The organism is Humibacillus xanthopallidus, assembly GCF_044793955.1.
GTDB classification, from domain to species: Bacteria; Actinomycetota; Actinomycetes; order Actinomycetales; family Dermatophilaceae; genus Humibacillus; species Humibacillus xanthopallidus_C.
Genome location: NZ_CP084995.1, coordinates 878,697 through 903,725 on the forward strand (window position 1 = coordinate 878,697; position 25,029 = coordinate 903,725).

Annotated in this window: 23 protein-coding genes; 13 read left to right on the forward strand and 10 right to left on the reverse strand. The window is 70.2% G+C overall.

Going from position 1 to position 25,029, the window contains the following annotated elements; genetic code table 11:
* The first annotated feature begins 3 nt into the window (after positions 1-3).
* The 4 genes from LG278_RS04060 (at position 4) to LG278_RS04075 (ending at position 3,186) form a co-directional block, all read left to right on the forward strand.
* The gene (locus tag LG278_RS04060) at positions 4-834 is read left to right on the forward strand and encodes an NUDIX hydrolase (RefSeq protein WP_404391185.1); all 831 of its coding nucleotides are present in this window, start codon (positions 4-6) and stop codon (positions 832-834) included.
* Positions 831-1,628, forward strand: a complete 798-nt coding sequence (locus LG278_RS04065) for an MBL fold metallo-hydrolase (RefSeq protein ID WP_404391187.1) — start codon at positions 831-833, stop codon at positions 1,626-1,628. Before LG278_RS04060 ends, LG278_RS04065 begins: the two co-directional genes overlap by 4 nt.
* 120 nt (positions 1,629-1,748) lie before the next feature.
* Positions 1,749-2,474, forward strand: coding sequence for a D-Ala-D-Ala carboxypeptidase family metallohydrolase (locus LG278_RS04070; protein ID WP_404391189.1), 726 nt, complete (start codon positions 1,749-1,751; stop codon positions 2,472-2,474).
* Positions 2,475-2,502: 28 nt separating this feature from the next.
* On the forward strand, positions 2,503-3,186 hold the full coding sequence (locus LG278_RS04075; RefSeq protein ID WP_404391191.1) for a nucleoside/nucleotide kinase family protein: 684 nt from the start codon (positions 2,503-2,505) through the stop codon (positions 3,184-3,186).
* Between the two features lie 22 nt (positions 3,187-3,208).
* On the opposite strand, the gene LG278_RS04080 is transcribed toward LG278_RS04075, so the two are convergent.
* The 3 genes from LG278_RS04080 to gntA form a co-directional block, all read right to left on the reverse strand.
* The gene (locus LG278_RS04080) at positions 3,209-3,886 is read right to left on the reverse strand and encodes a Crp/Fnr family transcriptional regulator (protein WP_404391193.1); all 678 of its coding nucleotides are present in this window, start codon (positions 3,884-3,886) and stop codon (positions 3,209-3,211) included.
* Between the two features lie 70 nt (positions 3,887-3,956).
* Entirely contained in the window at positions 3,957-4,547 is a 591-nt protein-coding gene (locus LG278_RS04085; RefSeq protein WP_404391195.1) for a DUF1989 domain-containing protein, read from the reverse strand.
* Between the two features lie 53 nt (positions 4,548-4,600).
* A complete protein-coding gene (gene gntA / locus LG278_RS04090; protein ID WP_404391197.1) occupies positions 4,601-5,395 on the reverse strand; it encodes a guanitoxin biosynthesis heme-dependent pre-guanitoxin N-hydroxylase GntA in 795 nt (264 codons plus the stop codon).
* Between the two features lie 208 nt (positions 5,396-5,603).
* Between gntA and nth the strand changes: the two genes are divergently transcribed.
* Genes nth through LG278_RS04105 form a run of 3 tightly spaced genes read left to right on the forward strand, consistent with a single transcriptional unit; the run spans position 5,604 to position 8,216 of the window.
* Positions 5,604-6,263 (forward strand): endonuclease III, encoded by a 660-nt coding sequence (gene nth / locus LG278_RS04095; protein ID WP_404393528.1) that lies wholly within the window; start codon positions 5,604-5,606, stop codon positions 6,261-6,263.
* A 10-nt stretch (positions 6,264-6,273) separates the two neighbouring features.
* A complete protein-coding gene (locus LG278_RS04100; protein ID WP_404391199.1) occupies positions 6,274-7,014 on the forward strand; it encodes an NUDIX hydrolase in 741 nt (246 codons plus the stop codon).
* Positions 7,014-8,216, forward strand: coding sequence for a MarP family serine protease (locus LG278_RS04105; protein WP_404391201.1), 1,203 nt, complete (start codon positions 7,014-7,016; stop codon positions 8,214-8,216). Before LG278_RS04100 ends, LG278_RS04105 begins: the two co-directional genes overlap by 1 nt.
* A gap of 266 nt (positions 8,217-8,482) precedes the next feature.
* Here the strand turns inward: LG278_RS04105 and LG278_RS04110 are convergent, their stop codons facing one another.
* The 5 genes from LG278_RS04110 to LG278_RS04130 are packed head-to-tail and all read right to left on the reverse strand — an operon-like array spanning position 8,483 to position 12,887.
* Complete coding sequence (locus tag LG278_RS04110; protein WP_404391203.1) at positions 8,483-9,874, reverse strand: aldehyde dehydrogenase family protein; 1,392 nt, start codon at positions 9,872-9,874, stop codon at positions 8,483-8,485.
* A complete protein-coding gene (locus tag LG278_RS04115) occupies positions 9,871-10,305 on the reverse strand; it encodes a cupin domain-containing protein (RefSeq protein WP_404391205.1) in 435 nt (144 codons plus the stop codon). Before LG278_RS04115 ends, LG278_RS04110 begins: the two co-directional genes overlap by 4 nt.
* Positions 10,298-11,404 carry an isocitrate/isopropylmalate dehydrogenase family protein gene (locus LG278_RS04120; protein WP_404391207.1) on the reverse strand — a complete coding sequence of 369 codons (1,107 nt, stop codon included), beginning with the start codon at positions 11,402-11,404 and terminating at the stop codon, positions 10,298-10,300. The genes LG278_RS04115 and LG278_RS04120 overlap by 8 nt, the downstream gene beginning before the upstream one ends.
* Complete coding sequence (locus LG278_RS04125) at positions 11,401-11,715, reverse strand: putative quinol monooxygenase (RefSeq protein ID WP_404391209.1); 315 nt, start codon at positions 11,713-11,715, stop codon at positions 11,401-11,403. The genes LG278_RS04120 and LG278_RS04125 overlap by 4 nt, the downstream gene beginning before the upstream one ends.
* A complete protein-coding gene (locus LG278_RS04130; protein ID WP_404391211.1) occupies positions 11,712-12,887 on the reverse strand; it encodes an Ldh family oxidoreductase in 1,176 nt (391 codons plus the stop codon). Before LG278_RS04130 ends, LG278_RS04125 begins: the two co-directional genes overlap by 4 nt.
* Positions 12,888-12,938: 51 nt before the next feature.
* Between LG278_RS04130 and LG278_RS04135 the strand changes: the two genes are divergently transcribed.
* Entirely contained in the window at positions 12,939-13,589 is a 651-nt protein-coding gene (locus LG278_RS04135) for a GntR family transcriptional regulator (protein ID WP_404391213.1), read from the forward strand.
* Positions 13,590-13,906: 317 nt separating this feature from the next.
* On the opposite strand, the gene LG278_RS04140 is transcribed toward LG278_RS04135, so the two are convergent.
* A complete protein-coding gene (locus LG278_RS04140; RefSeq protein ID WP_404391215.1) occupies positions 13,907-14,599 on the reverse strand; it encodes a response regulator in 693 nt (230 codons plus the stop codon).
* Positions 14,596-16,215, reverse strand: a complete 1,620-nt coding sequence (locus LG278_RS04145; RefSeq protein ID WP_404391217.1) for an ATP-binding protein — start codon at positions 16,213-16,215, stop codon at positions 14,596-14,598. Before LG278_RS04145 ends, LG278_RS04140 begins: the two co-directional genes overlap by 4 nt.
* Positions 16,216-16,385: 170 nt before the next feature.
* On the opposite strand from LG278_RS04145, the gene LG278_RS04150 reads away from it, so the two are divergent.
* From LG278_RS04150 to LG278_RS04170, 5 genes are all read left to right on the forward strand, one after another.
* Positions 16,386-17,402, forward strand: coding sequence for a Bug family tripartite tricarboxylate transporter substrate binding protein (locus LG278_RS04150; RefSeq protein ID WP_404391219.1), 1,017 nt, complete (start codon positions 16,386-16,388; stop codon positions 17,400-17,402).
* Positions 17,399-17,992 carry a tripartite tricarboxylate transporter TctB family protein gene (locus tag LG278_RS04155; protein WP_404391221.1) on the forward strand — a complete coding sequence of 198 codons (594 nt, stop codon included), beginning with the start codon at positions 17,399-17,401 and terminating at the stop codon, positions 17,990-17,992. Before LG278_RS04150 ends, LG278_RS04155 begins: the two co-directional genes overlap by 4 nt.
* Positions 17,992-19,545: a tripartite tricarboxylate transporter permease gene (locus LG278_RS04160; protein WP_404391223.1), complete on the forward strand. Its 1,554-nt coding sequence runs from the start codon at positions 17,992-17,994 to the stop codon at positions 19,543-19,545. Before LG278_RS04155 ends, LG278_RS04160 begins: the two co-directional genes overlap by 1 nt.
* A gap of 1 nt (position 19,546) precedes the next feature.
* A complete protein-coding gene (locus LG278_RS04165) occupies positions 19,547-19,945 on the forward strand; it encodes a universal stress protein (protein ID WP_404391225.1) in 399 nt (132 codons plus the stop codon).
* Between the two features lie 272 nt (positions 19,946-20,217).
* Positions 20,218-24,936, forward strand: a complete 4,719-nt coding sequence (locus tag LG278_RS04170; protein ID WP_404391227.1) for an OmpL47-type beta-barrel domain-containing protein — start codon at positions 20,218-20,220, stop codon at positions 24,934-24,936.
* The last annotated feature ends 93 nt before the right edge of the window (positions 24,937-25,029 follow it).

Sequence of the window (25,029 nt, forward strand, 5' to 3'; positions counted from 1 at the left end):
GTCTTGGGCCGCATCTTCCCGCTGACGACGACGCCGGCCATCTCGGATGCCGCCCGGCGGTGGCTCGACGGTGAGCGGTGGGAGGTGGCCCGCCCCCGCCGCGCCAGCACCGTCATGCTCGTGCGCGATGCCGAGTCGACGGTCGAGGTCTTCATGCTGCGGCGGGTGTCGCAGATGGCCTTCGCGCCCAGCACCATGGTCTTCCCCGGAGGCGGCGTCGACGACCGCGACGGCGATGACGGGCTGCCGTGGGCGGGCCCGTCGCCCACCCAGTGGGGAGCCCGCCTCGGGTGCTCGCCGGCGGACGCGCAGCTCTTCGTGGCTGCCGCGATCCGCGAGGTGTTCGAGGAGTGCGGTGTGCTGCTGGCCGGTCCCTCGGCTGACGGGCCCCTCGCGCGGGTCGAGGCCGAGCGCTGGCGCGGCGTGCGTGACGCCCTCATCGCCCGCGAGGTCTCCCTGGGCGAGGTGCTGCGCGATGAGGGGCTCGTGCTGCGTTCGGACCTCGTCGTCGCCAAGGCGCACTGGGTCACGCCCGTCTTCGAGCCGCGGCGCTTCGACACGTGGTTCTTTGCGGCACACATGCCCCGCGGGCAGACGGCCGACGGTGACACGAGCGAGGCCGACCACGCCGCCTGGGTGACGCCCCGCGAGCTTCTCTCGGCGTATGCCGCCGGGTCGGCTTCCATGCTCCCGCCTACCGTCATGTGGGTGGAGGAGATCCACCAGACCGGCAGCGCAAGGGATTTCGTCGCGCACGCCGAGCACCTGCCGCTCATCATCCCCGAGGTCGTCGACAGCGAGCTGGGTCCGGCGATGGAGGTCGTCGAGCGATGAAGGGGACGGCGGTCGACCTGAGCTGGACCGGCGGCGCGGCGGGGGAGCGGGCCGTCTGCGTGCTCTGCCCGAACCCCTCACCGATGACCCTCGACGGCACGAACACGTGGGTGCTCGCCGAGCCCGGCTCGGACGAGGTCGTCGTCGTCGACCCGGGTCCGCTGGACGAGGCCCACCTCGAGGCGGTCCTTGACCGCGTGCGCGAGTCCGGCCGCCGGATCGCCTTGACCCTGCTGACCCATAACCACCTCGACCATGCCGAGAGCGCGGAGCGCTTCCACGAGCTGACCGGTGCGCCGGTGCGCGGATTCGGTCGCGGCCACGACGACGTGCGAGAGGGAGAAGCCATCACCGTCGGCGGACTCGAGATCCTCGCCGTGCCGACGCCGGGCCACACGAGTGACTCCTTCTCCTTCGTGCTGCCCGCCGACAACACCCTGCTCACGGGCGACACCGTGCTCGGCCGCGGCACCTCGGTCGTCGCCTGGCCCGACGGCAACCTCGAGGCCTACCTCGAATCCCTCTCTCGCATCGAGTCGCTCACCGGTGCGGGGGCGGTGACGAGACTACTGCCGGGGCACGGGCCGACCGTCGACGATGCGGCCGCGACCGTGACCTTCTACCTCCAGCACCGGGCCGAGCGGCTGGAGCAGGTGCGCGCCGCGGTCGCCCGAGGTGCGCAGACGGCATACGACGTCGTCGAGACGGTCTATGCCGACGTGCCGCGCAGCGTCTGGCCGGCGGCCGAGCAGTCGGTGCAGGCGCAGCTCGAGTACCTGCGCACCCACCCCTGACGCCGCTTCGAGATGCGCGGGCGTGCGGCAGCCGGGAGGGTGGAGGTGGCCGACCAGCTGGCCGGCTGACCCTCACGGACAGGGAATCCCATGCGACACAGTCGATTTCTGCGAGCACTGGTGGCTTTCGTGCTCGCGACGACGGGCCTCTCGGCAGCAGCCGTCACGGTGTCGGCTCCGGCCGCGCACGCCGACGAGTGCTACTCGTGGAGCCGCACGTTGAGCTCGGGCACGAGCGGCTCGGACGTGAGCCAGCTGCAGATCCGGGTTGCGGGTTGGGCGGGCTACGGCGTCAACATGGCGATCGACGGACAGTTCGGGGCGCAGACCCAGACAGCGGTTCGCAACTTCCAGAGCGCCTACGGTCTGTCGGCCGACGGGGTGGCCGGGCCGGCGACGTTCTCGACGATCTACGCGCTGCAGGACCCGGACTGCACGCCGGTGCACTTCTCCTACGCGGAGGCGAGCGAGAACTGCGGGCGAGGGCTCAACGGCAACGGGTCGGTCTCGCTGGCGACGGTCCGCGAGAACCTCAAGCGTGTCATGTGGCGCGCCGAGGCGCTGCGTCACCGCATGGGCGACCGGCCGCTCCGGGTGACCTCGGGCTTCCGTGACAAGGCGTGCGACGCCGCGGTCGGCGGGTCCGGCTCCGGTCAGCACACCTACGGAACGGCGCTCGACCTCGTGCCCGCCGACGGGGGCACAACGTTGTGCACCATCGCCCAGAACGCGAGGTATGCCGGCATGGGCGGCATCTTCGGGCCGGGCTACCCGGGTCACTCCGACCACACCCACGTCGACATCCGCTCAGGTCGCAGCTGGAGCGCGTCCCAGTGCGGCATCTGAACCCCGATGCGGTGCGAGACTGCCCAGTGTGAGCAGCTCCGCGCCGTTTGATCCCGCCACCGGCATCGACGCACTCGTCGCGGCGGCCGTCGACCTCGTCGGCGACCGCCGCCGGGTGGTGCTCGGCATCGCGGGCGCCCCGGGTGCCGGCAAGACGACGCTCGCCGAGGCGCTCGTGCGGGGCGTGGCCCGGGCCGAGGGCGCCGACTGGGTCGCACACGTGCCGATGGACGGCTTCCACCTCGCCGACGTGCAGCTGGACCGGTTGGGGTCCCGCTCGCGCAAGGGCGCCCCCGACACCTTCGACGCCGAGGGGTATGCCGCCCTGTTGCGTCGGCTCGTCGACGAGCCCGAGTCTTGGGTCTATGCCCCGGGCTTCGAACGCACCCTCGAGCAGCCCCTGGCGGCCGCGATGGTCGTCCAACCGGCGGCCCGGCTCGTCGTCACCGAGGGCAACTACCTGCTGCTGCCCGAGGAGCGGTGGCAGCGCGCCCGGGCCGCGCTCGCGCAGGTGTGGTTCGTCACGGGCGACGACGCCCTGCGTCGGTCGCGACTCGTCGAGCGTCACGTCACCTTTGGCAAGGAGCCTGACGCCGCCGACACCTGGGTCAAGCAGACCGACGAGGCCAACGCCGCGCTCGTCGCCGCCGTGGCACACACTGCAGACCGGATCGTCGTGAACGGACCGTCGGGGTGGTCGTTCCGAGGCTGAGAAGCCTTGTGCGTCAGTGCATTCAGCGAGCGCGGCGCTTGAGGCGCTCGACGTCGGTGAGCAGCACGGCGCGCGCCTCGAGGCGCAGCCACCCTCGCGTGGCGAAGTCGGCCAGCGCCTTGTTGACCGTCTCACGAGACGCGCCGACGAGTTGCGCGAGCTCCTCCTGGGTGAGGTCGTGCGACACCATGACCCCGCCCTCGACGGGTCGACCGAAGCGCTCCGACAGCTCGAGCAGGGCCTTGGCCACACGACCGGGCACGTCGGTGAAGACGAGGTCGGCGAGATGAGCGTTGGTGCGGCGCAGCCGCTGCGCGAGGGCGGCGAGCAGGGCCTTGGAGACCTCTGGCCGGCCGGAGAGTAGCCCCGTGAGGGAGTCGTTGCCTAGGCCGAGCAGCTGGGTCTCGGCGATGGCCGTCGCGGTCATCGTGCGGGGACCGGGGTCGAAGAGGCTGAGCTCGCCGAACATCTCGCCCGGACCGAGGATCGCGACGAGGTTCTCGCGACCGTCTGGGCTGGTGCGGCCGAGCTTGATCTTGCCCTCGGCGATGACGTAGAGGGTGTCACCGCGGTCGCCCTCATGGAAGAGGACGTCACCGCGCTCCATCCGAGATCGGCTCATCTGCGCCTGCAGCGCAGCAGCAGCCTCGTCGTCCAAGGCCTTGAACAGGGGCGCGCGCCTCACCACATCGAGATCCACGCGCTCAGTGTGCCATGGAGGACCTCCGTGCGCGGCTGTCAGACGCGCACCTCAGGGCCACGAATCGGCTTCAGCCGTCGATCCGGTAGTCGATCGGCTTGCAGACGCCGTTGTTGGACTTCTCTGCCGAGCAGGCCGTGAGGCCGACGACGAGGTCGGCGCGGGCCTCCAGCACGAAGCGGTCTCCGGCGACCGAGGTCGGCGGGTCGATGTGCAGCTCACCCTCGCGCTCGGCCCACACGTTCATGAAGATGTTGAGCGTCGTGGCGATCCGGTCGGGGTCGACACCGTGCGGCCCCATCGACGTCGCGAGGTTCTCGAAGCAGCTGGGGTGGTAGGCGCCCTCGAACTCGGGATAGAGCAGGTCGAAGGTCTGCTGGCTGCACGGCGTCAGCAGGAAGTCGTGTCGACCGCAGGTGTCCTCGACCACGACTGCCATCTCGGTGCTGCGGTTGCTGTAGAGGACCGTGCCGGTCGTCACGGCGGTCGAGTTGGCGTAGTCGATCGTGCGACCGGACGAGAGCCACTCGTCGTGGTCGTCGGCGAGCACGCAGTAGAAGTCGCTGACCTGGCCGCCGGTCGGGTCGACGACCGTGAGCCGCTGGCCCGTGCGCAGGAGGAAGGCCGCACCGGTCTGGGGGTCGAGCCGCGTCATGTCCATCAGGTCACCTTAGGGTCGTGCCTCGGGCAGCCAGCCGGGCCACCGCCGTCCGGCTAGTCGTGCACCTGACCGATGACCTCGGTGCCGGCGTCGCGGACCTCGAGCGGAGGCTCCCAGTCGAAGCCGTGGGCGCGTCCGGAGTACTGCAGCGCCTCCGTCGTCTCGCCGTGGTCGGCCACCATCGGATTCAGCGAGCCCTGCAGCTCCTCGTCGCGGCGTCGGATCGCCGAGCGCATGCCGTCGAAGCGGCCCTCCTCACGCAGCAGCTCGAACTGCTCGTGCGGGTTGAACACGAGGGTCGGCAGCGGCGCCCGCCGGGCCACGCGTGAGGAGGCCGGGTGCAGGCCGACGATGAAGTAGGCGGTGCCTCCGACGCTGAAGGCGAAGTGCGGGTCGTTGGGGTCGGAGCCGACTCCCGGGGCCCAGGCCTCGTCGTCGGCGTCGTGCAGTCGCTGGAGCAGCGCGAAGAGCGCCGCCTCGAAGGATGACTCGTCGGTCGGCACCGGCCCCCGGAAGCTGACGATGAAGGAGTGGAAGCCGTCTTCGCCCTCGATGCCGCGGGCAAAGGCTGTCAGCCGCTCGAGCAGGGCATCGGGCACCTCGGCGCTCGTCATGTCGTCGAGCACCACGTGCTCGAGGCTGCCGCGGCGAAACACGGACTTGGCACCGAGGCAGGGGAACTCGACGTGCCCGACCATGGTGCGCATCGCCTCGACGATCTGCTCCTCGGGGGCGTCGGCCAGGCCGGACGCAGCGAGCAGGCCGAGGGTGCGCTCGAGATCCCCCTCATCGGGCGCCAGCTGCGTGCCGGTGGACGTCAGGGACTCGGGTCGGGTCTCCGTTGACATGTCGTGCTCCTTTTTCCGTGCAGGGAGCCCTTACCCACCCGCACGGCGTTCAGGCGCAACCCTGGACACGGCGCCCTGACCCGGCCACCCGCGGACCGGGACGCGTCCGCGGGGCTCAGCGAGGCGGCATACAGTGTCGTCTGTGTCTGCCCGAGCCGTCGTGACCGCCGACGAGTCGCCCGTCGCCCGGGTGCGCCGCGCCCGTCGGATGTATCGCACGCTGCACGAGCGCTATCCGTATGCGCACTGCGAGCTCGACTTCACCACGCCCCTCGAGCTGCTCGTGGCGACGATCCTGTCGGCCCAGACGACCGACGTCGGGGTCAACAAGGTCACGCCGATCGTCTTTGCGAAGTACCGGACGGCCGCCGACTACGCGAACGCCGACCGCACCGAGCTCGAGACCATCGTGCAGCCGACCGGCTTCTATCGCGCCAAGACCGACTCGCTCATCAAGCTGGGCTCCGCCCTCGTCGAGCGCTTCGACGGCGAGGTGCCGCCCCGCCTCAAGGACCTCGTGACGCTGCCGGGCGTCGGGCGCAAGACGGCCAACGTCGTGCTCGGCAACGCCTTCGACATCCCCGGCATCACCGTCGACACGCACTTCGGGCGGCTGGCCCGCCGCTTCGGCTGGACCGACGAGGAGGACCCGGTCAAGGTCGAGCACGAGGTCGGGCGCCTCTTCATGCGCAAGGACTGGACGATGCTCAGCCACGTCGTCATCTTCCACGGGCGGCGCACGTGCCACGCCAAGAAGCCGGCCTGTGGCGCCTGCCCCGTCGCCCGATGGTGCCCGAGCTACGGCGTCGGCGAGACCGACCCGGAGCGGGCCGAGAAGCTGCTCAAGTTCGAGCTGGCACCGAAGTGACGGCTCCCGCGTGACGCAGGTCGTGAGCGGCATCGCGTATGCCGGCCGCTCGGGCTCCATCAACCCCTCCCCGACGCTCGGGGCGGGGGAGCGCTCGCGTCCCGCTTGGCTCCACGATCTCGCCGAACGCGTGAGCAAGACTCCGCCAGAATGGTTCTCGAAGTTCCTCCCCCCGGACGACGGGGCCCGCGAGTCCGCGGTGCTCATCCTCTTCGGACCGCCGCCGGAGGGCGCGACCGACGAGGGCGAGCACGTCGTGCTCATCGAGCGCTCGCACACGATGCGCACCCAGCCGGCCCAGATCGCCTTCCCCGGTGGGGCGCGCGACGCCGAGGACGACGACCTCGTGGCCACCGCGTTGCGGGAGGCGCAGGAGGAGACCGGCATCGACCCGTCGGGTGTTGACGTGCTCGCGGTGCTGCCCTCGCTCTTCCTGTCCCCGGCGAACTTCGTCGTCGCACCGGTGCTCGGCTGGTGGTCCGACCCGTCGCCGATCGGCGTGCGCGACCCCGCCGAGGTGCACGACGTGCTTGCGGTGCCCGTGACCCACCTCGTCGACCCCGGTCACCGCTTCTCCGTCACCCACCCCTCGGGCTATGTCGGTGCGGCCTTCGAGCTCGGCGACCTGCTGCTCTGGGGCTTCACCGCCGGGCTGCTGAGCAGCCTGCTCGAGCTCGGCGGACGCTCGCGGCCGTGGGATCCCGCGCTCGAGCGGCCGCTGCCCCCGCGCTATCTCGGCGGGGGCCGCTGATGACCGGCAGCACCCTGCTCGACCTGGCGCTCATCCTGCTGCTCGTCGGCTACGGCCTCTCGGGCTATCGCCAGGGGCTCATCCAGAGCGTCTTCTCGCTCGTCGGCTTCTTCGTCTTCGCGCTGGTGGCGGTGTGGCAGATGCCGGCCGTGCTCGAGCGGTGGGGGCCGGTCGGGCAGGACACCCGGCTGCGGGTCATCGTGCTGCTCGGGGCGGTCATCGTCTTCGGGTGGCTCGGCCAGTTCCTCGGTGGGCTCATCGGCGGGTCGATCCGCCGCAAGGTGGGCCAGACGTCGCTCCAGCGGGCCGATGCGGTGCTCGGCGCCGTCGTCGTGACCCTTGCCGCGACCCTCATCGTGTGGTTCATCGGGGGCACCCTGCGCACCTCCGGCAACCCGACGCTCGCCAAGGCGATGTCGGACTCCAAGGTGCTGCGGGTCGTCAACTCCGTCGTGCCGGAGCAGACCGGCGAGATCTTCGCCGGCTTCCGGGGTTTCCTGTCGAGCCAAGGCTTCCCGCAGGTCTTCGGTGGCCTGGTCCCCGAGCCGATCACGCCCGTGCAGGACCCCGACCCCGCTGTGGCGCGCTCCGCAGCGGTGCGCGAGGCCGGTCGGTCGGTCGTCAAGGTGACGACGATCTCGGCGTCGTGCCAGCGCGGTCAGGAGGGCACCGGCTGGGTCCTCACGCCGGGGCGCGTCGTGACCAACGCGCACGTCGTCGCCGGGTCGAGCGAGGTGCGGGTCGAGGGCGGTGACCAGCTGCTCCGCGGCCGCGTCGTGGTCTTCGACCCCGAGCGCGATCTCGCCGTCATCGACGTGCCGGGGCTGCCGCTGCCCGCCCTGGCCCTCGGCTCCGAGCTCGAGCCGGGCGCCTCGGCGGCCGTGCCGGGCTTCCCGCTCGACGGGCCCTTCACCGTCGTGTCGGCCCGGGTGCGCTCGGTCCTCGACGCACGCGGTCGCGACATCTACGGCGACCAGCAGGTGCTGCGCGAGATCTACTCGCTCGCCACGACGGTGCAGCCCGGCAACTCCGGCGGACCGCTGCTCGACACGCGGGGCCGCGTCGTCGGGGTCATCTTCGCGAAGTCGCTCGAGGACGCCGGCACGGGCTACGCGCTGACGCTCGCAGAGGCCAGGCCGGTGCTCGAGGCGGGGGCCACGGCGTCCAACGAGGTCGACACCGGAGCCTGCGTCGCCGGCTGACCCGCCCCCAGTCGAGTGCCCAGTTCCCGACGCGTAGGGCCAGTCGAGTGCTCCTTTCCCGACGGCGAAGGCCAGTCGAGTGCCCAGTTCCCGACGGCGAAGGCCAGTCGAGTGCCCAGTTCCCGACGGGGTCGGCCAGTCGAGTGCTCATTTCCCGACGGGGTCGGCCAGTCGAGTGCTCATTTCCCGACGTGGGGACTGTCGGGAAACGGGCACTCGACGTGGCGGGGTGTCGGGAAATGGGCACTCGACTTTGGAGGGGTGGGTCAGGCGGGGGTAGCGACCCAGTAGGTGCGCTCGTTGGTGAAGGCGAGCATCCCGGCGTCGGCGAGCTCGCGCCCGTAGCCGCTGCGCTTCGTGCCACCGAAGGGCACCCTCGGGTCCGACGCCACCGTCGCGTTGACGAAGGCCGCGCCCGACGTGATCTGCCGGGCGACCCCCACCGCCCGCTCGGTCGAGGAGCTCCACACGCTCAAGCCGAGCCCGTATGCCGTGTGGTTGGCGAGGGCGACCGCGTGGCCCTCGTCGCGCGCCACCACCACCGCGGCGACCGGTCCGAAGGTCTCCTCGTCGAAGACGGGCATGCCCGGCCCGGTGCCGAGCAGCACGGTCGGCTCGTAGAACCAGCCCGGGCCCGACCCGCTGCGACCACCCGTTGCGACGGTGGCACCGAGCCCGACCGAGGCGTCGACCTGGCGCTGCAGGGTGTCGCGCAGGTCGGCCCGGGCCAACGGGCCGATATCGGTGGCCGGGTCTGTGGGGTCGCCCACCCGCAGCGCTCGCGTGCCCGCGACGAAGTGCTCAACGAACGCGTCAGCGATGGCCTGCTCGACGATGAAGCGCTTGGCACACACGCAGCTCTGGCCCCCGTTGGTGAAGCGAGCCCGCACGGCGGCGCGGGCCGCGGCCTCGACATCGGCGTCGGCCAGCACGACGAAGGCGTCGGAGCCGCCGAGCTCGAGCACCGACGGCTTCGTCGCACGCCCGGCAGCCGCGCCGACCATCTCGCCGGCCCGGTTGCTGCCCGTGAGGGTGACGGCGGCGATGCGGTCGTCGGCGATGAGACCGCCGACGACGTCGGGGACGTCGGGCTCGGCGACGACGAGGGCACTGACGAGGTGGGCGGGCAGGCCGGCCTCCTCGAAGATCTCGACCAGGGCGAGTGCTGAGCCGGTGACGTTGGGGGAGTGCTTGAGCAGCAGGCCGTTGCCCGCGGCGACGGTCGGGATCGCTGCGCGCATGACCTGCCAGATCGGGAAGTTCCACGGCATGACCGCGAGCACCAGCCCCATCGGCTCGTGCGCGACCCAGGCCCTGACCTCGGCGGAGCCGTCGATCTCGACGGGACGGTCGGCGAGGATGTCGGCGCCGTGGTCGGCGTAGTGGTCGGCGGTGAGAGCCGACTTGGCGACCTCGCCGCGGGCCTCGCCGAGGGGCTTGCCCATCTCGCTCGTGACGAGGGCCGCCAGAGCCTCGGAGCGGTCACGCAGCACATCGCCGAGCCGGCGCACTGCCCGCAGTCGATCGGCGACGGGCACCCGTCCCCAGGCGCGAGCCGCGTCGGCCCCGGCCGCGACCGCGGCTTCGACGTCCTCCGCCGACATCGCGGCATACCGTTGCAGGACAGTGCCGTCGGCAGGGTTGACGGTCTCGATCATGGCGCGCTCCGCCCGCCTCGGTCGCTCTCGGAGAGGTGCTCGAAGGTCTCGCCCGTCGCGGTCATCGTGCGCGTCACGTCACGCCCGCCGTAGACCCAGTAGATGCGCATGACGCCGGATCCGCGGTTCCAGAAGCGGTGCGGGACGCCCGCGGGCACCCAGGTGGCCTCACCGGCGACGAGCGCGAAGGACTCGTCGCCGATCTCGGCGACCGCCTCGCCCTCGAGCACGAGCACCGACTCCTCGACGTTGTGGCTGTGGAGCGGCAGCCCCGTGCCCTCGGCGAAGCGGGTCTGCCCCGTCGTGACCGCGTTGGTCTCGCAGTTCCACTTGCCGACATATGGGATGGTGACGACGCCGTTGCCGCGGTCGAAGGGCGCGACCGTGTCAGGTCGCACGAGCAGGCTTGGTGGGGTGGGCTGCTCAGGCATGGTGGTCCTCTCGGTGGGTGGTGGGGTTTGACGCCTCCGCTGCCGACACGGCCTGCGAGATGGCCGCTGCGATCTCGTCGGTGGTGAGGCTGCCGCCGAGGTCGGGTGTGCGGGTGGCGGGGTCGGCGACCACCGCGGTGACTGCTCTCTCGATCGCGGCAGCAGCCGCGACGAGGTCGGCGCGATCCGATCGGGCTCCGTGCCAGTCGAGCAGCATCGCAGCCGACCGGATGAGCGACACGGGGTTGGCGACACCTTGCCCGGCGATGTCGGGCGCGGAGCCGTGCTGGGCCTGGGCGACGCAGGTGTCGTCGCCGGCGTTGATGGCTCCGCCGAGCCCGAGGCTGCCGCAGAGCTCGGAGGCCTCGTCACTGAGGATGTCGCCGAACATGTTCGTCGTGACGATGACGTCGAAGTCGCCTGGGCTGCGGATGAGCCGGGCGGCGGCCGCGTCGACGATGAGCTCGCGCAGCTCGACGTCGGGGTAGTCGTCCGCGACCCGGCGCACCTCGCGCAGGAAGAGCCCATCGGAGAGCTTCACGACATTGGCCTTGTGCACCGCCGTCACGAGTCCCCTTCTCGTGCGGGCGATCTCGAAGGCTGCACGCGCCACCCGTGCCGAGGCTCGGGCGGTGATCTTGCGGAGGGAGAACGCGGAGTCGGCGTCGGGCATGAACTCCCCCGAGCCGGCATACATGCTGCGGTCGGAATAGAAGCCCTCGGTGTTCTCGCGCACGATGACGAGGTCCATGGGCGTGCGGAGCACGCTGAGGTCGTCGACGGAGCGGCACGGCCGCACGTTGGCAAAGAGCTCGAAGCGCGTGCGCAGCTCGGCCGACGGGTTGATGCCGCCCTCGGCGCGCGGCGGGTAGTCGTAGTGCGAGACCGGTCCGAGGATCGTGCCGTCGACCTCGGTCACCCGCGCCAGCACGTCGTCGGGGAGGGTGGTGCCCGTGGCAGCGAGCGAGGCCAGCCCGATCTCGCGCACCTCCGTGTGCAGCCCGAGCCCGAAGCGGGCGTCGGCCGCCTCGAGCACCGAGAGGGTGGCAGTGGTGATCTCTGGCCCGATGCCGTCGCCGGGCAGCACGAGGATCCTCATGCGGCACCGCCCGCGTGGTGCGCCCGCACGGCGGAGAGGGTGTTGACCTGGCTGCCCGGCACGACGCACCGCTCGGCTGCCTCGCGCCACACGGCGAAGTGCGGCGCCGCGCGGTGGGCGGCCACGGCGTCCTCGTCGACGTAGAGCTCGTGGAGGACGAAGTGGTGGGGGTCGGCGAGGTCCTGGCACACGTCGAAGTGGAGGCAGCCGGGCTCGTCGGTGAAGCTGCGCTTGGCGTTCGTGGTGATGGCGTCGACGAAGTCGTCGAGTCGCTCGGGGACGACGTGCAGCGAGACGGTGAGTGCGATCACGGGTGGACCTCCTGGGACGGGTCGTGTGGTGGGGTGGGCAGCGCTGGGGGCAGGGGGGTGCCGCTCTCGGCAGCGAGCGCGGTGAGGCTCGCCCACGTGGTGGCAGCCAGCCGTATGCCGTCTCGCTCCTTCGCGTGACGGCTGCGGTCCTCGAGCTCGCCGGGCACGAGGATCTCGTCCGCCCAGGGAGCGAGCTCGCCGGAGCGGGTCTGGTCGACGAGATCCTCCATGCGAGAGGCGAACTCGGCCTCGCCACTCATGGCCGCGACGTCGATGACGATGAGCAGGTGGCCCGCGCCGCTGCGGCGATCGGGGTCGTAGGGCCCGGCGACCTGCGCGCCGAAGGCGCTTCCGGTGAGCACCCCGGCGAGGACGTCCATCATGAAGGAGATGACGTAGCCCTTCGGGCCGGCCATGGGCAGGATGAGGCCCGCGAGGGCCGCCGTGGGGTCGGTGGTCTCGTTGCCATCGGCGTCGGCCGCCCAGCCCTCGGGGATGTCGGTGCCGCGCTCGGCGGCGAGATAGACCTTGCCGCGGGCGACGGCCGTGTTGGCGAGGTCCATGACCACGACCCCGTGGCGGCCGGCCGGTGCGGCTATCGACCACGGGTTGGTGCCGATGCTCTTGCGCCGACCGCCCCAGGGAGCCATGGCCGGGCTCGCGTTCGTGACGAGGATGGCGACACAGCCTTCCTCGGCCGCGAGCCGGGTGAAGTAGGCGGCCGTGCCGAAGTGGCCGGAGTTTCGCACGGCCACGCCCGCGATGCCGTGGCGCCGGGCGCGCTCGACGCCGAGGTCGACGGCGCGGCGGGTGACGACCTGGCCGATGCCGTCGTGCCCGTCGAGCACGACGACGCCACCCGTGTCGGTGACCGTTTCGACCTCGGTGACCGTCGCCATGGCGCCCGAGGCAAGGCGGGCGGCATACCAGGGCAGGCGGAGCACGCCGTGCGAGGCGTGACCCCAGAGCTCGGCGACGACGAGGGTGTCGGCGAGCAGGGCGGCGTCGCCCGCGGGCACGCCGCACGCGGTGAGGAGCTCGGAGACGAGGCCGCGCAACGCGTCGGGGCGGACCACGACGTCGGTCGTGCCTGGCTCGGCTGCGGCGCTGCGGATGCCTTCGGCGGCCACGGCTGCTCCTTCGTCGGGTGGGTCGTGCAAGACTGGAGTCATGGAAGCATACTTGTATACATGTATGCAAGAGAGGGGCACAGGATGGAACGGATGAGGCGCGCCTCGGGAGGCCAGCTCGTCTACACCGAGCTGCGCCGACGCATCCTCGACCTCGAGCTCGAGCCGGGGCAGCGGCTCTACGAGCCCGAGCTCGCGGCGGAGCTGCAGGTCAGTCGCACCCCGCTGCGCGAGGCGTTGCGCCTCCTGCTTGCCGAGGACCTGCTCGACCAGCTGCCCACGGGGGGCATGGTCGTGCGCCCGCTCAGCACCGAGGACATCGAGGAGCTCTACGGCGTGCGGGCAGCCCTCGAGGGGGTGATGTCCGCCGAGGCAGCGCGGCGCCTGACCGACGCGGACGCGCGACGGCTCGCCGACCTCGTCGAGCGCAACGCGCGGCACGTCGGTGACGCGGAGGACGCGATGCGGGCAGGCCACGACTTCCACCTCGCCGTCGCGGCGGTGGCGCGGCACGGCTGGGCGGGGCGGCTGCACGAGCAGGTCGACGGGCACATGTCGCGCTACCGGGCGTTCACCAACCAGAGCCAGCAGCGGCGCTCGGCGGCGCTCGCCGAGCACCGCGCGATCCTCGACGCGATCGTCGCGCGCGACCCCGAAGCCGCCCGAGCGCGCGCGGAGGAGCACGTGCTCGCAGCCCGTGACGTCGCGCTCGACGCGATCGGTGGCCGGCTCGACGCTCGTTGACGTGACATCGAGCCGCGTGCGGCACCCATACGTCGATGGAAAGTGCCCACTCGACGGTGCTGGGCCCCGCCCCACTCGACGGTGGTGTGTGAAAGTGCCCACTCGACGGTGGGGTGGGTGCCGCCCCTCCTCGTCGAGTGGGCAGTTTGCACCCGACCCCGCGCGGTGGAAAGTGCCCACTCGACGGTGGTGTGTGAAAGTGCCCACTCGACTTTGAGTTAGGCGCCGCCCCTTCTCGTCGAGTGGGCAGTTTGCACCCGACCCCGCGCGGTGGAAAGTGCCCACTCGACTTTGGGGTGGGTGCCCGTTGGACGGGGTCAGGCGGTGGTGCTGCGGTAGCGGCGCTCCGGCCGGCCGGCGGCGCCGTAGCGCGGACGGAGGGTCTCGGCGGTGCCGACCTCGACGAGATGGTCGAGGTAGCGCCGGGTGCTGCTGCGCGAGAGGCCGGTCGCGTCGGCGCACTCCATCGCCGACATGCCGTCGTCGCCCGCCTCTGCGAGCGCCCGCTCGACCAGCTCGATGGTGTCGCGGCTGATGCTCTTGGGCAGGCGACGCGTCGTGCGCGCGGCCTGGCTGCGGAAGGCGCGGTCGACGTCGTCCTGGCCGACCTCGCCGGCGGCCCTCAGCTCGGCGAGCTCGGCCCGGTGCTCGGCGAACTCGACGAGCCGCTGGCGCAGGACGTCGATCTCGAAGGGCTTGACGAGGTAGTGGAAGACGCCGCCGCGCATGGCCTTGCGCACCGAGTCGAGGTCGCGCGCGGCGCTGATGACGATGACGTCGAGCTCGCCGAAGGGAGGCTCGCGCAACCGGCGCAGTACGTCGAGCCCGCTCATGTCGGGCAGGTAGACGTCGAGCAGCACGAGGTCGGGATGGGTGGTGCGCACGGCCTCGAGCGCGGCCGCGCCGGAGTGCACGACACCGACGACCTGGAAGCCCGGCTGGCGGGCCACGACGCTCGAGTGCACCTTGGCCACCATGAAGTCGTCGTCGACGACGAGCACCCGGATCATCGGGCCACCGCGAGGGGGTCGAGGGGGAGGGTGGCCACGAAGACGGCGCCGTCGTCGTGGGTGACGGTCACCTCGCCACCACGCTTTCGGCAGATCATCCGCACCAGCGCGAGACCGATGCCGCGCCGGTCGCCGGGCGGGGCCTCCTTGGTGCTGACACCCTGGCGGAAGACTCGCTGACCGAGGTCGCGGTCGACGCCGGGGCCGGTGTCGCGCACGGTGATGCGCACCTCGTGGTCGTCCTGCACGACCTCGACGGTGACGACGGGGTCGGGGGCGTCGGCCGAGGCGTCGAGGGCGTTGTCGATGAGGTTGCCGAGCACGGTGTTGACGTCGGTCGCCATCCGCTCGTCGAGGCGGTCGAGGTCGGTCGTCTCGGCGAGGACGAGCTCGACGTGCCGCTCGTCGGCCTGGCTCGACTTGGCGATGAGCAGGGCGGCCACCGCGGGGTCGGCGACGTGCGAGGTGATGCTCCGGGTCAGTCGCGTCTGCGTGTCGGCGATGTGGCGCACGTAGCCGCGCGCCTCGTCGTACTCCCCGAGCTCGATGAGCCCGCTGACGACGTGCATCCGGTTGCTGAACTCATGGGCCTGGGCGCGCAGGGCGTCGGTCGTGTCGCGCGTCAGGTCGAGCTCACGCTGGAGCTCGAGCATCTCGGTGCGGTCGCGCAGGGTGACGACCCAGCCGATGTGCCGGCCGTGGCTCAGCACGGGCATCCGGTTGATCGTCAGTACCCGCCCCCGGAAGGGGATGACGCGGTCGGTCGTTGTGTCGACGTCGTCGAAGATGTCGGCGAGGCGACCGGTGGGGTCGACGTCGGCGATGGCACGCCCCGTGCTCGCCTGGGGGATGCCGAGCAGGTGGGCAGCCTCGTCGTTGACCATGGTGATGCGCCGGTCGAGGCCAACGGCGAGCATGCCCTCCTTGATGCCGTGCAGCAGCGCCTCGCGCTGCTCGACGAGGCCGGTGATCTCGCGCGGCTCGAGGCCCAGGGTCTGGCGCTTGACCCGCCGCGACAGCAGGAGCGAGCCGGCGACGCCGAGGGCGCCTGCGATGCCGAGGTAGGTGAGCAGGCTCGGCAGCGCGGCGGCGAGGTTCTCCATGACGGAGGGGTAGGCGCGGCTGACGGCGACGACGCCGACCGTCTCGCGGGTCGTCGGGCTGATCACGGGTGCCGTCGCCATGGCGGCTCCGGTCCCGTCCTCGGTGCCCACCCAGCCCCGGCCGTCGAACGACGGGGTGTCCTGCAGCAGGACGGGGGTCGAGCGAGGCAGCGGGTCGGTGGAGACGATGATCCTGCGGTCGGGAGCTGCGACGACGACCTTGGTCGAGCCCGAGTAGCTGCGGCTCCCTTCGACGGCGGTCTGGGCCTGGCTGATGAACCCGGGGCTGCGGGTCTCGGCCGCCTCGAGGATGCCGGCGGTGCCGGCGAGGTTCTCGGCGATCGCCTGCGCCCGGCGGCCCTCGGTGTCGCGGAAGCGCGCGTCGGACTGCGCGAGCGAGACCGCGGCCACGCCGACGAAGACGACGCACATGATGCCGAGCTGCATGGCGAGCATCCGGCCCGCCAGCGTCCACCGGCGGAGCCGCAGCCGAGATCGCCACGCCGCGTCCATGACGACATCATGGGCGGTCCTGCCCGCGTCAGCCAACGTCAACGCGTGAGCAGAATGAACAAAATGGAGTTTGCGCTCCTAACGGTGACAGGCGATCCGGCGACCACCACGCTGACCAAGACACCACGGGCCAGCCCTCCACCGGCCCATCCCAGACAAAGGAGTCTCCAGTGCGTTTCCGGACCTCGCTCACCTTCACCTCGGCCATCCTGGTCGCGGGCCTCGCCCTCTCCGCCTGCGGCGTGAGCGCCGACGAGGACTCGTCCTCCGCGGGCGGCTCCACCGCGGCAGCCGGACCCGTCTCGGGTCTGCGCATCCTCGTGCCCAACTCTCCCGGCAGCGGCTACGACCAGACCGCCCGCGCGGCGGCCAAGGCGATGCAGGACGCCAAGCTCGCCACGACGATCGAGGTCTTCAACGCCGCGGGCGCCGGTGGCACCGTCGGCCTCCAGCGTCTCGTCAACGAGAAGGGCGCCGAGGACATCCTCATGCAGATGGGGCTCGGCGTCGTCGGGGCCGTCTACACCAACAAGTCGAAGGCCACGCTCAACGAGACCGTGCCGATCGCCAAGCTCATCGAGGAGTCCGAGGCCATCGTCGTGCCCAAGGACTCGCCTTACACGAGCCTCGACCAGCTCGTCACCGCGTGGAAGGCCGACCCGGGCAAGCTGGCCGTCGGTGGTGCCTCCAACCCCGGTGGCCCCGACCACCTGACTCCGATGCTGCTCGCCAAGGCCGTCGGGGTCACGCCCAAGGACGTCAACTACGTCGCCTACGACGGCGGCGGTGAACTGCTCACCGGTGTGCTCGGCAACAAGCTCGCCTTCGCCGCGACGGGCATCAGCGAGGTCGCCGAGCAGGCCAAGAACGGTGACGTCAGGATCCTCGCCGTGACGAGCGCCAACCCGGTCGAGGGCGTCGACGCCCCGACCCTCAAGAGCCTCGGCATCGACATGGAGTTCACCAACTGGCGCGGCATCGTGGCGCCCCCCGGACTCTCGGCCGAGAAGACGGCCCAGTACGTCGACCTGCTGACCAAGATGCACGCGTCGGAGCAGTGGAAGAAGACGCTCGCCGACCAGGGCTGGACCGACGCCTTCCAGACCGGCGACGAGTTCAAGGCCTACCTCACCGCGCAGAACGAGAGCGTCGCCGGCGTTCTCAAGGAACTCGGCCTGACGTCATGAGCACCGGCCAGGACGCGGCGGCCCCCTCGGGGGCCACGGGTGGACCGGGGGCCGCGACGCCCCCGGTCCCCCCGGACCGGGTGGTCGATCCCACCCGTGACGCCAGGGGGAAGAACTACTCGGAGTACGGCGTCGCCGTGCTCCTGCTGGCCCTCGGCGTCTGGGCGATCGTCGACGCGATGAGCCTCACCGACCTGGCCTCCTCGCGCGGCCCGGTCGGGGCCAAGACCGTGCCGATGCTCGTCGGCGGCCTGCTCATCGTGACCGCCATCCTGCTCGCCGTCGACGTCGCCCGCGGCGGTCGCGGTGAGCAGGAGGGCGGCGAGGACGTCGACCTCTCGCACGGCAGCGACTGGCACACCATCGGCCTGCTGGCCGGCGCCTTCGTCGCCAACGCGCTGCTCATCGAGCGCATCGGCTGGCCGCTCTCCGGGGCCATCCTCTTCTTCGGCACCACCTACGCGCTGGGCAGCCGCAGCTACATCCGCAACGCGATCATCTCGCTCGTGATGTCGGTCGGCTCCTGGTACCTCTTCTACGCCGGCCTCGGGATCAAGCTCCCCGTCGGGCTGCTGAAGGGAATCCTCTGATGGACGGCATCAACTCCCTCATCGAGGGCTTCGGCACGGCGCTGACGCCGATCAACCTGCTCTACGCCTTCCTCGGCGTGCTGCTCGGCACGGCCATCGGCGTGCTCCCGGGCATCGGCCCGGCCATGACGATCGCGCTGCTGCTCCCCATCACCTACACGCTCGAGCCGACGCAGGCCTTCATCATGTTCGCCGGCATCTACTACGGCGGCATGTATGGCGGGTCGACGACCTCGATCCTGCTCAACACCCCAGGTGAGAGCGCGTCAGTCATCACGGCCATCGAGGGCAACCTCATGGCCAAGAAGGGTCGAGGGGCAGCGGCGCTCGCCACGGCCGCAATCGGCTCCTTCATCGCCGGCACGATCGGCACGCTCGGCCTGGCACTGCTCGCGCCGGTCATCGTCAAGATCGCCGTGCAGATGGGTGCGCCCGACTACTTCGCCGTCATGGTGCTCGCCTTCATCGCGGTCACGACGGTGCTCGGCTCGTCGAAGGTGCGCGGCCTCGCGTCGCTCGGCATCGGCCTGCTCATCGGGCTCATCGGCATCGACCCGACCTCGGGTCAGCAGCGGCTGACGCTCGGCATCCCCGAGCTCGCCGACGGCATCGACGTCGTCGTCGTCGCGGTCGGACTCTTCGCGGTGGGCGAGGCCCTCTGGGTCGCGGCGCACCTGCGACGCTCGCCCCTCGAGATCGTGCACGTCGACGGTGCGAAGATGACCCGCAAGGACTGGTCGCGCTCGTGGAAGCCCTGGCTGCGCGGCACCGCGATCGGCTTCCCGTTCGGCGCCGTGCCGGCCGGTGGCGCCGAGATCCCGACCTTCCTCTCCTACGCGATGGAGAAGAAGCTGACCAAGCACCCCGAGGAGTTCGGCAAGGGTGCCATCGAGGGTGTCGCGGGCCCGGAGGCGACCAACAACGCCTCTGCCGCAGGCGGACTCGTGCCCCTGCTGACGCTCGGCATCCCGACCACCGCGACCGCGGCGATCATGCTGGGCGCCTTCCAGAGCTATGGCATCCAGCCGGGTCCGAGGTTGCTCGACACGCAGCCCGAGCTCGTCTGGGGCCTCATCGCCAGCCTCTTCATCGGCAACGCGATCCTGCTCGCGCTCAACCTGCCGCTCGCCGGCGTGTGGGCCAAGCTGCTGCGCATCCCGCGCCCCTACCTCTATGCCGGCATCCTCTTCTTCGCCAGCATCGGGGCGTATGCCGCCAACAACTCGACCTTCGACCTGTGGCTGCTCATCATCATCGGCGCGCTCGGCTTCTTCATGCGGCGCTACGGCCTCCCTGTCGTGCCCGCGATCATCGCGATCATCCTCGGCCCGGTGGCCGAGGAGCAGATGCGGCGAGCGCTGCAGATCAGCAACGCCGACCTGAGCGGCCTCTACAACACGGCGTTCTCGCAGATCGTCTACGTCATCATCGGGCTGCTGCTCGTCGTGCCACCGATCGTTCGCCTGGTGGTCAAGCGCCGTGGCGGCGGCACCGGTGGCCCGCTCGGCGACGACCAGCCGCTCCACGCGCACGCCAACCAGGAAGGACTCTGACATGCCGATCGTCGTGGGATACGTCCCGTCACCCGAGGGCCGCGCCGCACTGGGTCGCGCAATCGAGGAGGCCAAGCTGCGCGGGCGACGTCTCGTGGTCGTCAACGCGAGCCGCGGCGACGCGCTCGTGGACCGGCGGCACGCCTCCGCGTCGGACTGGGAGTCGGTGCAGCAGGACCTCGCCGACTCGGGAGTCGAGTTCGAGGTGAGCCAGCAGGTCGAGGCGCGCGACCCCGGTGACCAGGTGCTCGACGTGGCCCAGCAGACCAATGCCGAGCTCATCGTCATCGGGCTGCGGCGACGCACCCCGGTCGGCAAGCTCATCATGGGCAGCCAGGCCCAGACGATCCTGCTCGAGGCCGACTGCCCCGTGCTCGCCGTCAAGGCACCGACCTCCTGACGCACAGACACACCCAGCCCGTATGCCGTGGGGCCCGTTCCAGCCGGAGCGGGCCCCGCGGCATACCCGCGCCCGCGCAACCTCAGGGCTTGGACAAGTCCGTCGGCGGGGTGTTTAGACATTTGAACGGGCTCTTCAAGCGTGCAAGCCCGCGCGTTCAGGTGGTTGAACGTCAAACCGCATTGGACGGGGCGGAATCGCGCTTAGGTTCTCCATGTGCGCCGGGGGGCGGCACACACCACGACGTGTTGCATAGGGTGAGGGGAACGGGAATGAACGTCCAAACGAGCGCCGACAAGGGCGAGCAGTCACGTCGTAGACGCGGTGCGGGACGAGTCGCGCGACGGCTCTTGGCGGGTGCCGCAGTCGCCAGTGTCGTGGGCGGCGGCATCAACGTTGCGCCCGCGGCAGCAGCCTCGATCAGCAGCGCGCAGTTCACTGGTGGCGCTGGGACGGTTGCCTTCGGAGGCGTGCTCTACGCGAAGGTGAATGCCGCGCTGACGCTCACGGTCCAGACCAGCAACGACATCCAGTGCGTGATCCTTGCCGGTACCCCGGTCCCACGCCAGACCTCAAGCCCTGGCAAGACGGTGTGGACGTTCTCTCTGAACGCGCCAACCGGGAACGGAGTCCAGAACTTCGCGATCAACGCCTCCGAGAAGTACAACGACAACAACTGCACAGGGCAGTCCGCCACCACCCAGGCCAGTTACACCGTGGACAACGCGGGTCCAGTCGTGACGGCGGCTCTGACGCCCGCCGCCAACGCAGCGGGCTGGAACAACACCAACGTCACGGTGAAGTGGACTGCGGCTGACGCCGGTTCGGGCGTCGCCGTAGATCAGCCGTTCCAGACAGACATCGTTACCAGCAACGGCGCCACCAACCTTTCAGCTCCGGCCCAAGTGGACCGACTCGGCAACTCGGGTGCCGCGGGGGCTGTGACGGTTCGTGTCGACAAGGCAGCGCCGACGATCACTGCCACTCAGACCAAGAACGCCAACGGCACGACGACCGTGACATTCAACTGTTCAGATTCAGTCTCGGGAGGCGGTGAGGCCTCCGGCATCGTCACCTGCCTGGCTGATGGGACGGTCACGAACTCCAAGACGGTGGAGCCCGGCATCACCGTGACCGGTACCGCGACGGACAAGGCTGGCAACACGGCCACCACGTCCTCCACGGCCCCCGCGGGCGACACGACCGCGCCCCTTCTGTCCGGCACGCCCGCATCCCAGCCAAACGGAGCTGGCTGGTACAAGGATGACGTCACGGTCGACTGGACAGCGTCCGACTCGGAGTCGGGCATCCCGACCGCGCCGTCCGACACGACGATCACGGGCGAGGGCACGGGCCTCACCAGCTCGAAGACAGTCACGAACGGTGCGGGCCTTTCGACGACGGCCACCAGCACTCCGGCCGTGAACATCGACCGCACGGCGCCGACCACGAGCATCAGTGGCACGTCCAACAGCTGGGTCAATGGCAATGTCACCGTGACCCTTTCGGCGAGCGACAACCTTTCGGGAGTCGCCAAGACGGAGTACTCGGTCGACGGCGAAGCCATGCAGACCGGAACCAGCCTCACGCTCGGCTCCGAGGGCGACCACGCCGTCACCTTCTTCTCGACCGACAAGGTCGGGAATGTGGAAGCCGTCCAGACCGCGCACGTGAGGATCGACAAGACGGCGCCGAGCATCTCCCACGCCTTCGCGCCTCTGACCTACACGGATGGCGCCTGGACCAACCAGGACGTCACGGTGACGTTCACCTGCGCCGACCAGGGTGGCTCCGACGTCGCAAGCTGCACGGCTCCGGTCACCATGACCGCCGAGGGCAGCCACAACGTGAGCGGCGTGGCAGCTGATGGCGCCGGAAGCACCGCCAGCGACACGGCCGACGTTCGCATCGACAAGACGGCCCCCTCGATCTCGGCGACGGCCAGCGGCACCAAGAACGCCGCCGGCTGGTACCGGGAGAACGTCACGGTGACCTACACCACAAGCGACGACCTGTCCGGTGTGAGTGGATCGCCGAACCCCGAGGTCCTCGGAGAAGGCTTGAACCAGAGCGCAAGCGCATTCGTCACGGACGCTGCGGGCAACTCCGCTTCGGCCGGAGTCTCCAGCATCAACATCGACAAGACGGAACCATTGCTCTCCGCTGACTTCACCAGTGGCTGGCACACAGGTGACGTCACCGTCACGTGGACCTGCACCGACGCACTGTCCCACGTTGCGACTGGTCCGGCCGATGACATTGTGAGCGGTGAGGGCGACAACCTCTCCTCGACCGCGAGCTGCACTGACGTGGCCGGCAACACGGCGACCGAAACGGTCACCGGCATCAAGATCGATCGCTCAGCACCAGTGACGACCGGCGCGCTCGAGGGCGCGCAGCAGAACGGCTGGTACGGCAGCGACGTCAAGGTCACGCTGTCGGCGCACGACAACTTCACCGACGTCGCGGAGACCATCTACACGCTCGACGGTGGTGCGGAGCAGTCCTACAGCGGCGCCTTCTCGGTCAGCGCTGATGGGCCGCACACCGTGGAGTTCTGGAGCCAGGACGGCGCCGGCAACACCGAGACCGCGGGTGCTCCGCTGACCTTCCAGATCGACAAGACGGCGCCGACCACGAACGTCGTCATCCCGTCGACGGACACCGGCTGGTACGTCACCAGCGGCATCCCGGTGGCGTTCCAGGCCACCGACGCGCTCTCGGGCATCGGGGCGACGTACTACACGATCGACGACGGGACGACGCAGATCTACGGCCAGCCCTTCACGGCAGACCTGTCGACCGGCGTCCACACCATCACCTACTGGAGCGTGGACATCGCCGGCAACGACGAGGCGAAGGACAGCGTCAGGACCACTGAGATCAAGGTGGACACCATTGCTCCGACGATCAAGGGCAGCCAGAGTCCGGCAGCCAACGCCGCTGGCTGGAACAACACCGACGTCGACGTGAAGTTCACCTGCTCCGACGCCGACTCGGGAATCGACGGGGTGGCCGGCTGCGCCGGTGACACCACACTGAGCAACGACGGCGCGGGCCTGATCGTCCACGGCGACGCGGTCGACGTGGCGGGCAACCGCAGCGAGGCCGACTTCGGCCCGGTGAACATCGACAAGACCAAGCCGACGCTCGTCGGTGTGCCGTCCGACCCGAACGCAGCCGGCTGGCACAAGGGCGACGTCGCGGTCACCTGGGTCGGCGACGACGCGCTCTCCAAGATCGACAGCTCGAGCCAGCCGGCGAGCAGCACGATCACCGGTGAGGGCCGCCACCTCGGCACCGGTCCGAAGACGATCAGGGACAACGCCGGCAATGTGAGCGAGGAGGCTTCGGTCACGGGCATCAAGATCGATCGGACAGCGCCGGGGGTGAACGGTGCTCCCAAGACCTCGGCGAACGCCGCGGACTGGTACCAAGGCGAGGTCGTCGTCGACTTCTCCTGCTCCGACCCGCAGCTGGCCGACGGGACCGACGGCTCCGGTGTTGCCTCGTGCCCCACCAGCAAGCTGCTCAAGGGCGACGGCGCCAACCAGTCGGTCACCAGCGACGCAGCCACCGACATGGCCGGCAACGTCGGTGTCGGCAAGACCGTCGGTGGCATCAACATCGACGGCACCGCTCCGACGACCACGAGCAACAACCTGTGCACCAAGACGGCCGGTTGGTGCACCGGTGCGACGGCGCCCGTGGTGCTCTCCGCCGCCGATCAGACGGGGCTGTCCGGGGTCAAGGAGATCCACTACGTCGTCAACGACGGGGCGGAGCAGGTTGCCGCGGGCGCTTCGACGACGGCTACCGTCCCGCTCGATGGGAGCGGCGAGGGCACAGTCAGGTACTGGGCTGTGGACAAGGCGGGCAACAGCGAGGCGCGCAACACTGTCGACCTCAAGTGGGACAACATCGCTCCGACTGTGAGCCACGCGCTGTCGCCGGCACCGAACGCTGACGAGTGGAACAACACCGATGTCACGGTGACGTTCTCAGCCAAGGACGACGACAAGGGCTCGGGCCTCGCTGCCGGCACGCTGACGGCTCCGGCGACCCTCTCCGCGGAGACGGCCGGGCAGTTGGTAACCGGTTCGGCGAAGGACACCGCCGGCAACACCGGCACCGACTCGGTCACGGTCAAACTCGACAAGACCGCACCGACTATCACGGGTGCCATCACGATCGGCACTCTCGGCAACAACGGGTGGTACGTCGGTCCCGTCACGGTGACCTTCACGTGTGGCGACGCACTGTCCGGGGTCGCGACGTGTCCAGACCCGGTGACCTTGACCGCCAACGGCCTGAACGCGGCCAACGGCACTGTCACCGACAAGGCCGGCAACACGGCGGCCGCCACGATGGGGGGCATCAAGATCGACCAGGAGAAGCCGACGCTCACCAGCGCGGGTGTCAACGTCCAGGGCGGCACGTTCACGGTGGGTTCCGTTCCCGCTGCGACCTGCACGGCCACGGACAGCTTCTCCGGAGTCGCCACCTGCAAGGTCGTCGTGACCGGAGGCAACGCCAACGGCGTTGGTACCTTCACCTACGCCGCCACGGCAACCGACAGTGCGGGAAACGTCACGACGATCACTGGCACCTACAAGGCGGTCTATCGCTTTGACGGGTACCTCCAGCCGATCAACGACACGGCACACCAGGTTGGCACGTCGACGAGCATCTTCAAGGCGGGCAGCACGATTCCGGTCAAGCTGCAGCTGAGGAAGGCCGACGGCACCGTCGTTCAGGCGGCCACCGCGCCAGTGTGGTTCACGCCCGTCAAGGGCAGCGCCATGAGCGCCCCCGTGGACGAGTCGCTCTACAGCGTCTCGGCCGACAGCGGCAGCACGTACCGCTACGACGCGACTGCGCAGCAGTACATCTACAACTGGAAGACCGACTCGAAGGGCGGCAACTACTGGCGGATCGGCGTCGCGCTCGACGACGGCCAGACGTACTACGTCAACATCGGTCTTCGCTGAGAGTCCAGCACCCTCGGTCTCGAGGCTCCGGGGAATGGGGAGGAAGGGTGTCCCGCGTCGTGACGACGCGGGACACCCTCACCCGACTAAACA

What these genes read in the sequence shown, in the direction of transcription:
- LG278_RS04115 (WP_404391205.1), bottom strand. Translation starts at nt 10,305, where the DNA reads ATGCCTGAGCAGCCCACCCCACCAAGCCTGCTCGTGCGACCTGACACG.
- LG278_RS04165 (WP_404391225.1), top strand. Translation starts at nt 19,547, where the DNA reads ATGCCGATCGTCGTGGGATACGTCCCGTCACCCGAGGGCCGCGCCGCA.
- LG278_RS04155 (WP_404391221.1), top strand. Translation starts at nt 17,399, where the DNA reads ATGAGCACCGGCCAGGACGCGGCGGCCCCCTCGGGGGCCACGGGTGGA.
- LG278_RS04120 (WP_404391207.1), bottom strand. Translation starts at nt 11,404, where the DNA reads ATGAGGATCCTCGTGCTGCCCGGCGACGGCATCGGGCCAGAGATCACC.
- LG278_RS04140 (WP_404391215.1), bottom strand. Translation starts at nt 14,599, where the DNA reads ATGATCCGGGTGCTCGTCGTCGACGACGACTTCATGGTGGCCAAGGTG.
- nth (WP_404393528.1), top strand. Translation starts at nt 5,604, where the DNA reads ATGTATCGCACGCTGCACGAGCGCTATCCGTATGCGCACTGCGAGCTC.
- LG278_RS04110 (WP_404391203.1), bottom strand. Translation starts at nt 9,874, where the DNA reads ATGATCGAGACCGTCAACCCTGCCGACGGCACTGTCCTGCAACGGTAT.
- LG278_RS04145 (WP_404391217.1), bottom strand. Translation starts at nt 16,215, where the DNA reads ATGGACGCGGCGTGGCGATCTCGGCTGCGGCTCCGCCGGTGGACGCTG.
- gntA (WP_404391197.1), bottom strand. Translation starts at nt 5,395, where the DNA reads ATGTCAACGGAGACCCGACCCGAGTCCCTGACGTCCACCGGCACGCAG.
- LG278_RS04085 (WP_404391195.1), bottom strand. Translation starts at nt 4,547, where the DNA reads ATGGACATGACGCGGCTCGACCCCCAGACCGGTGCGGCCTTCCTCCTG.
- LG278_RS04170 (WP_404391227.1), top strand. Translation starts at nt 20,218, where the DNA reads ATGAACGTCCAAACGAGCGCCGACAAGGGCGAGCAGTCACGTCGTAGA.
- LG278_RS04135 (WP_404391213.1), top strand. Translation starts at nt 12,939, where the DNA reads ATGAGGCGCGCCTCGGGAGGCCAGCTCGTCTACACCGAGCTGCGCCGA.
- LG278_RS04160 (WP_404391223.1), top strand. Translation starts at nt 17,992, where the DNA reads ATGGACGGCATCAACTCCCTCATCGAGGGCTTCGGCACGGCGCTGACG.
- LG278_RS04130 (WP_404391211.1), bottom strand. Translation starts at nt 12,887, where the DNA reads ATGACTCCAGTCTTGCACGACCCACCCGACGAAGGAGCAGCCGTGGCC.
- LG278_RS04065 (WP_404391187.1), top strand. Translation starts at nt 831, where the DNA reads ATGAAGGGGACGGCGGTCGACCTGAGCTGGACCGGCGGCGCGGCGGGG.
- LG278_RS04105 (WP_404391201.1), top strand. Translation starts at nt 7,014, where the DNA reads ATGACCGGCAGCACCCTGCTCGACCTGGCGCTCATCCTGCTGCTCGTC.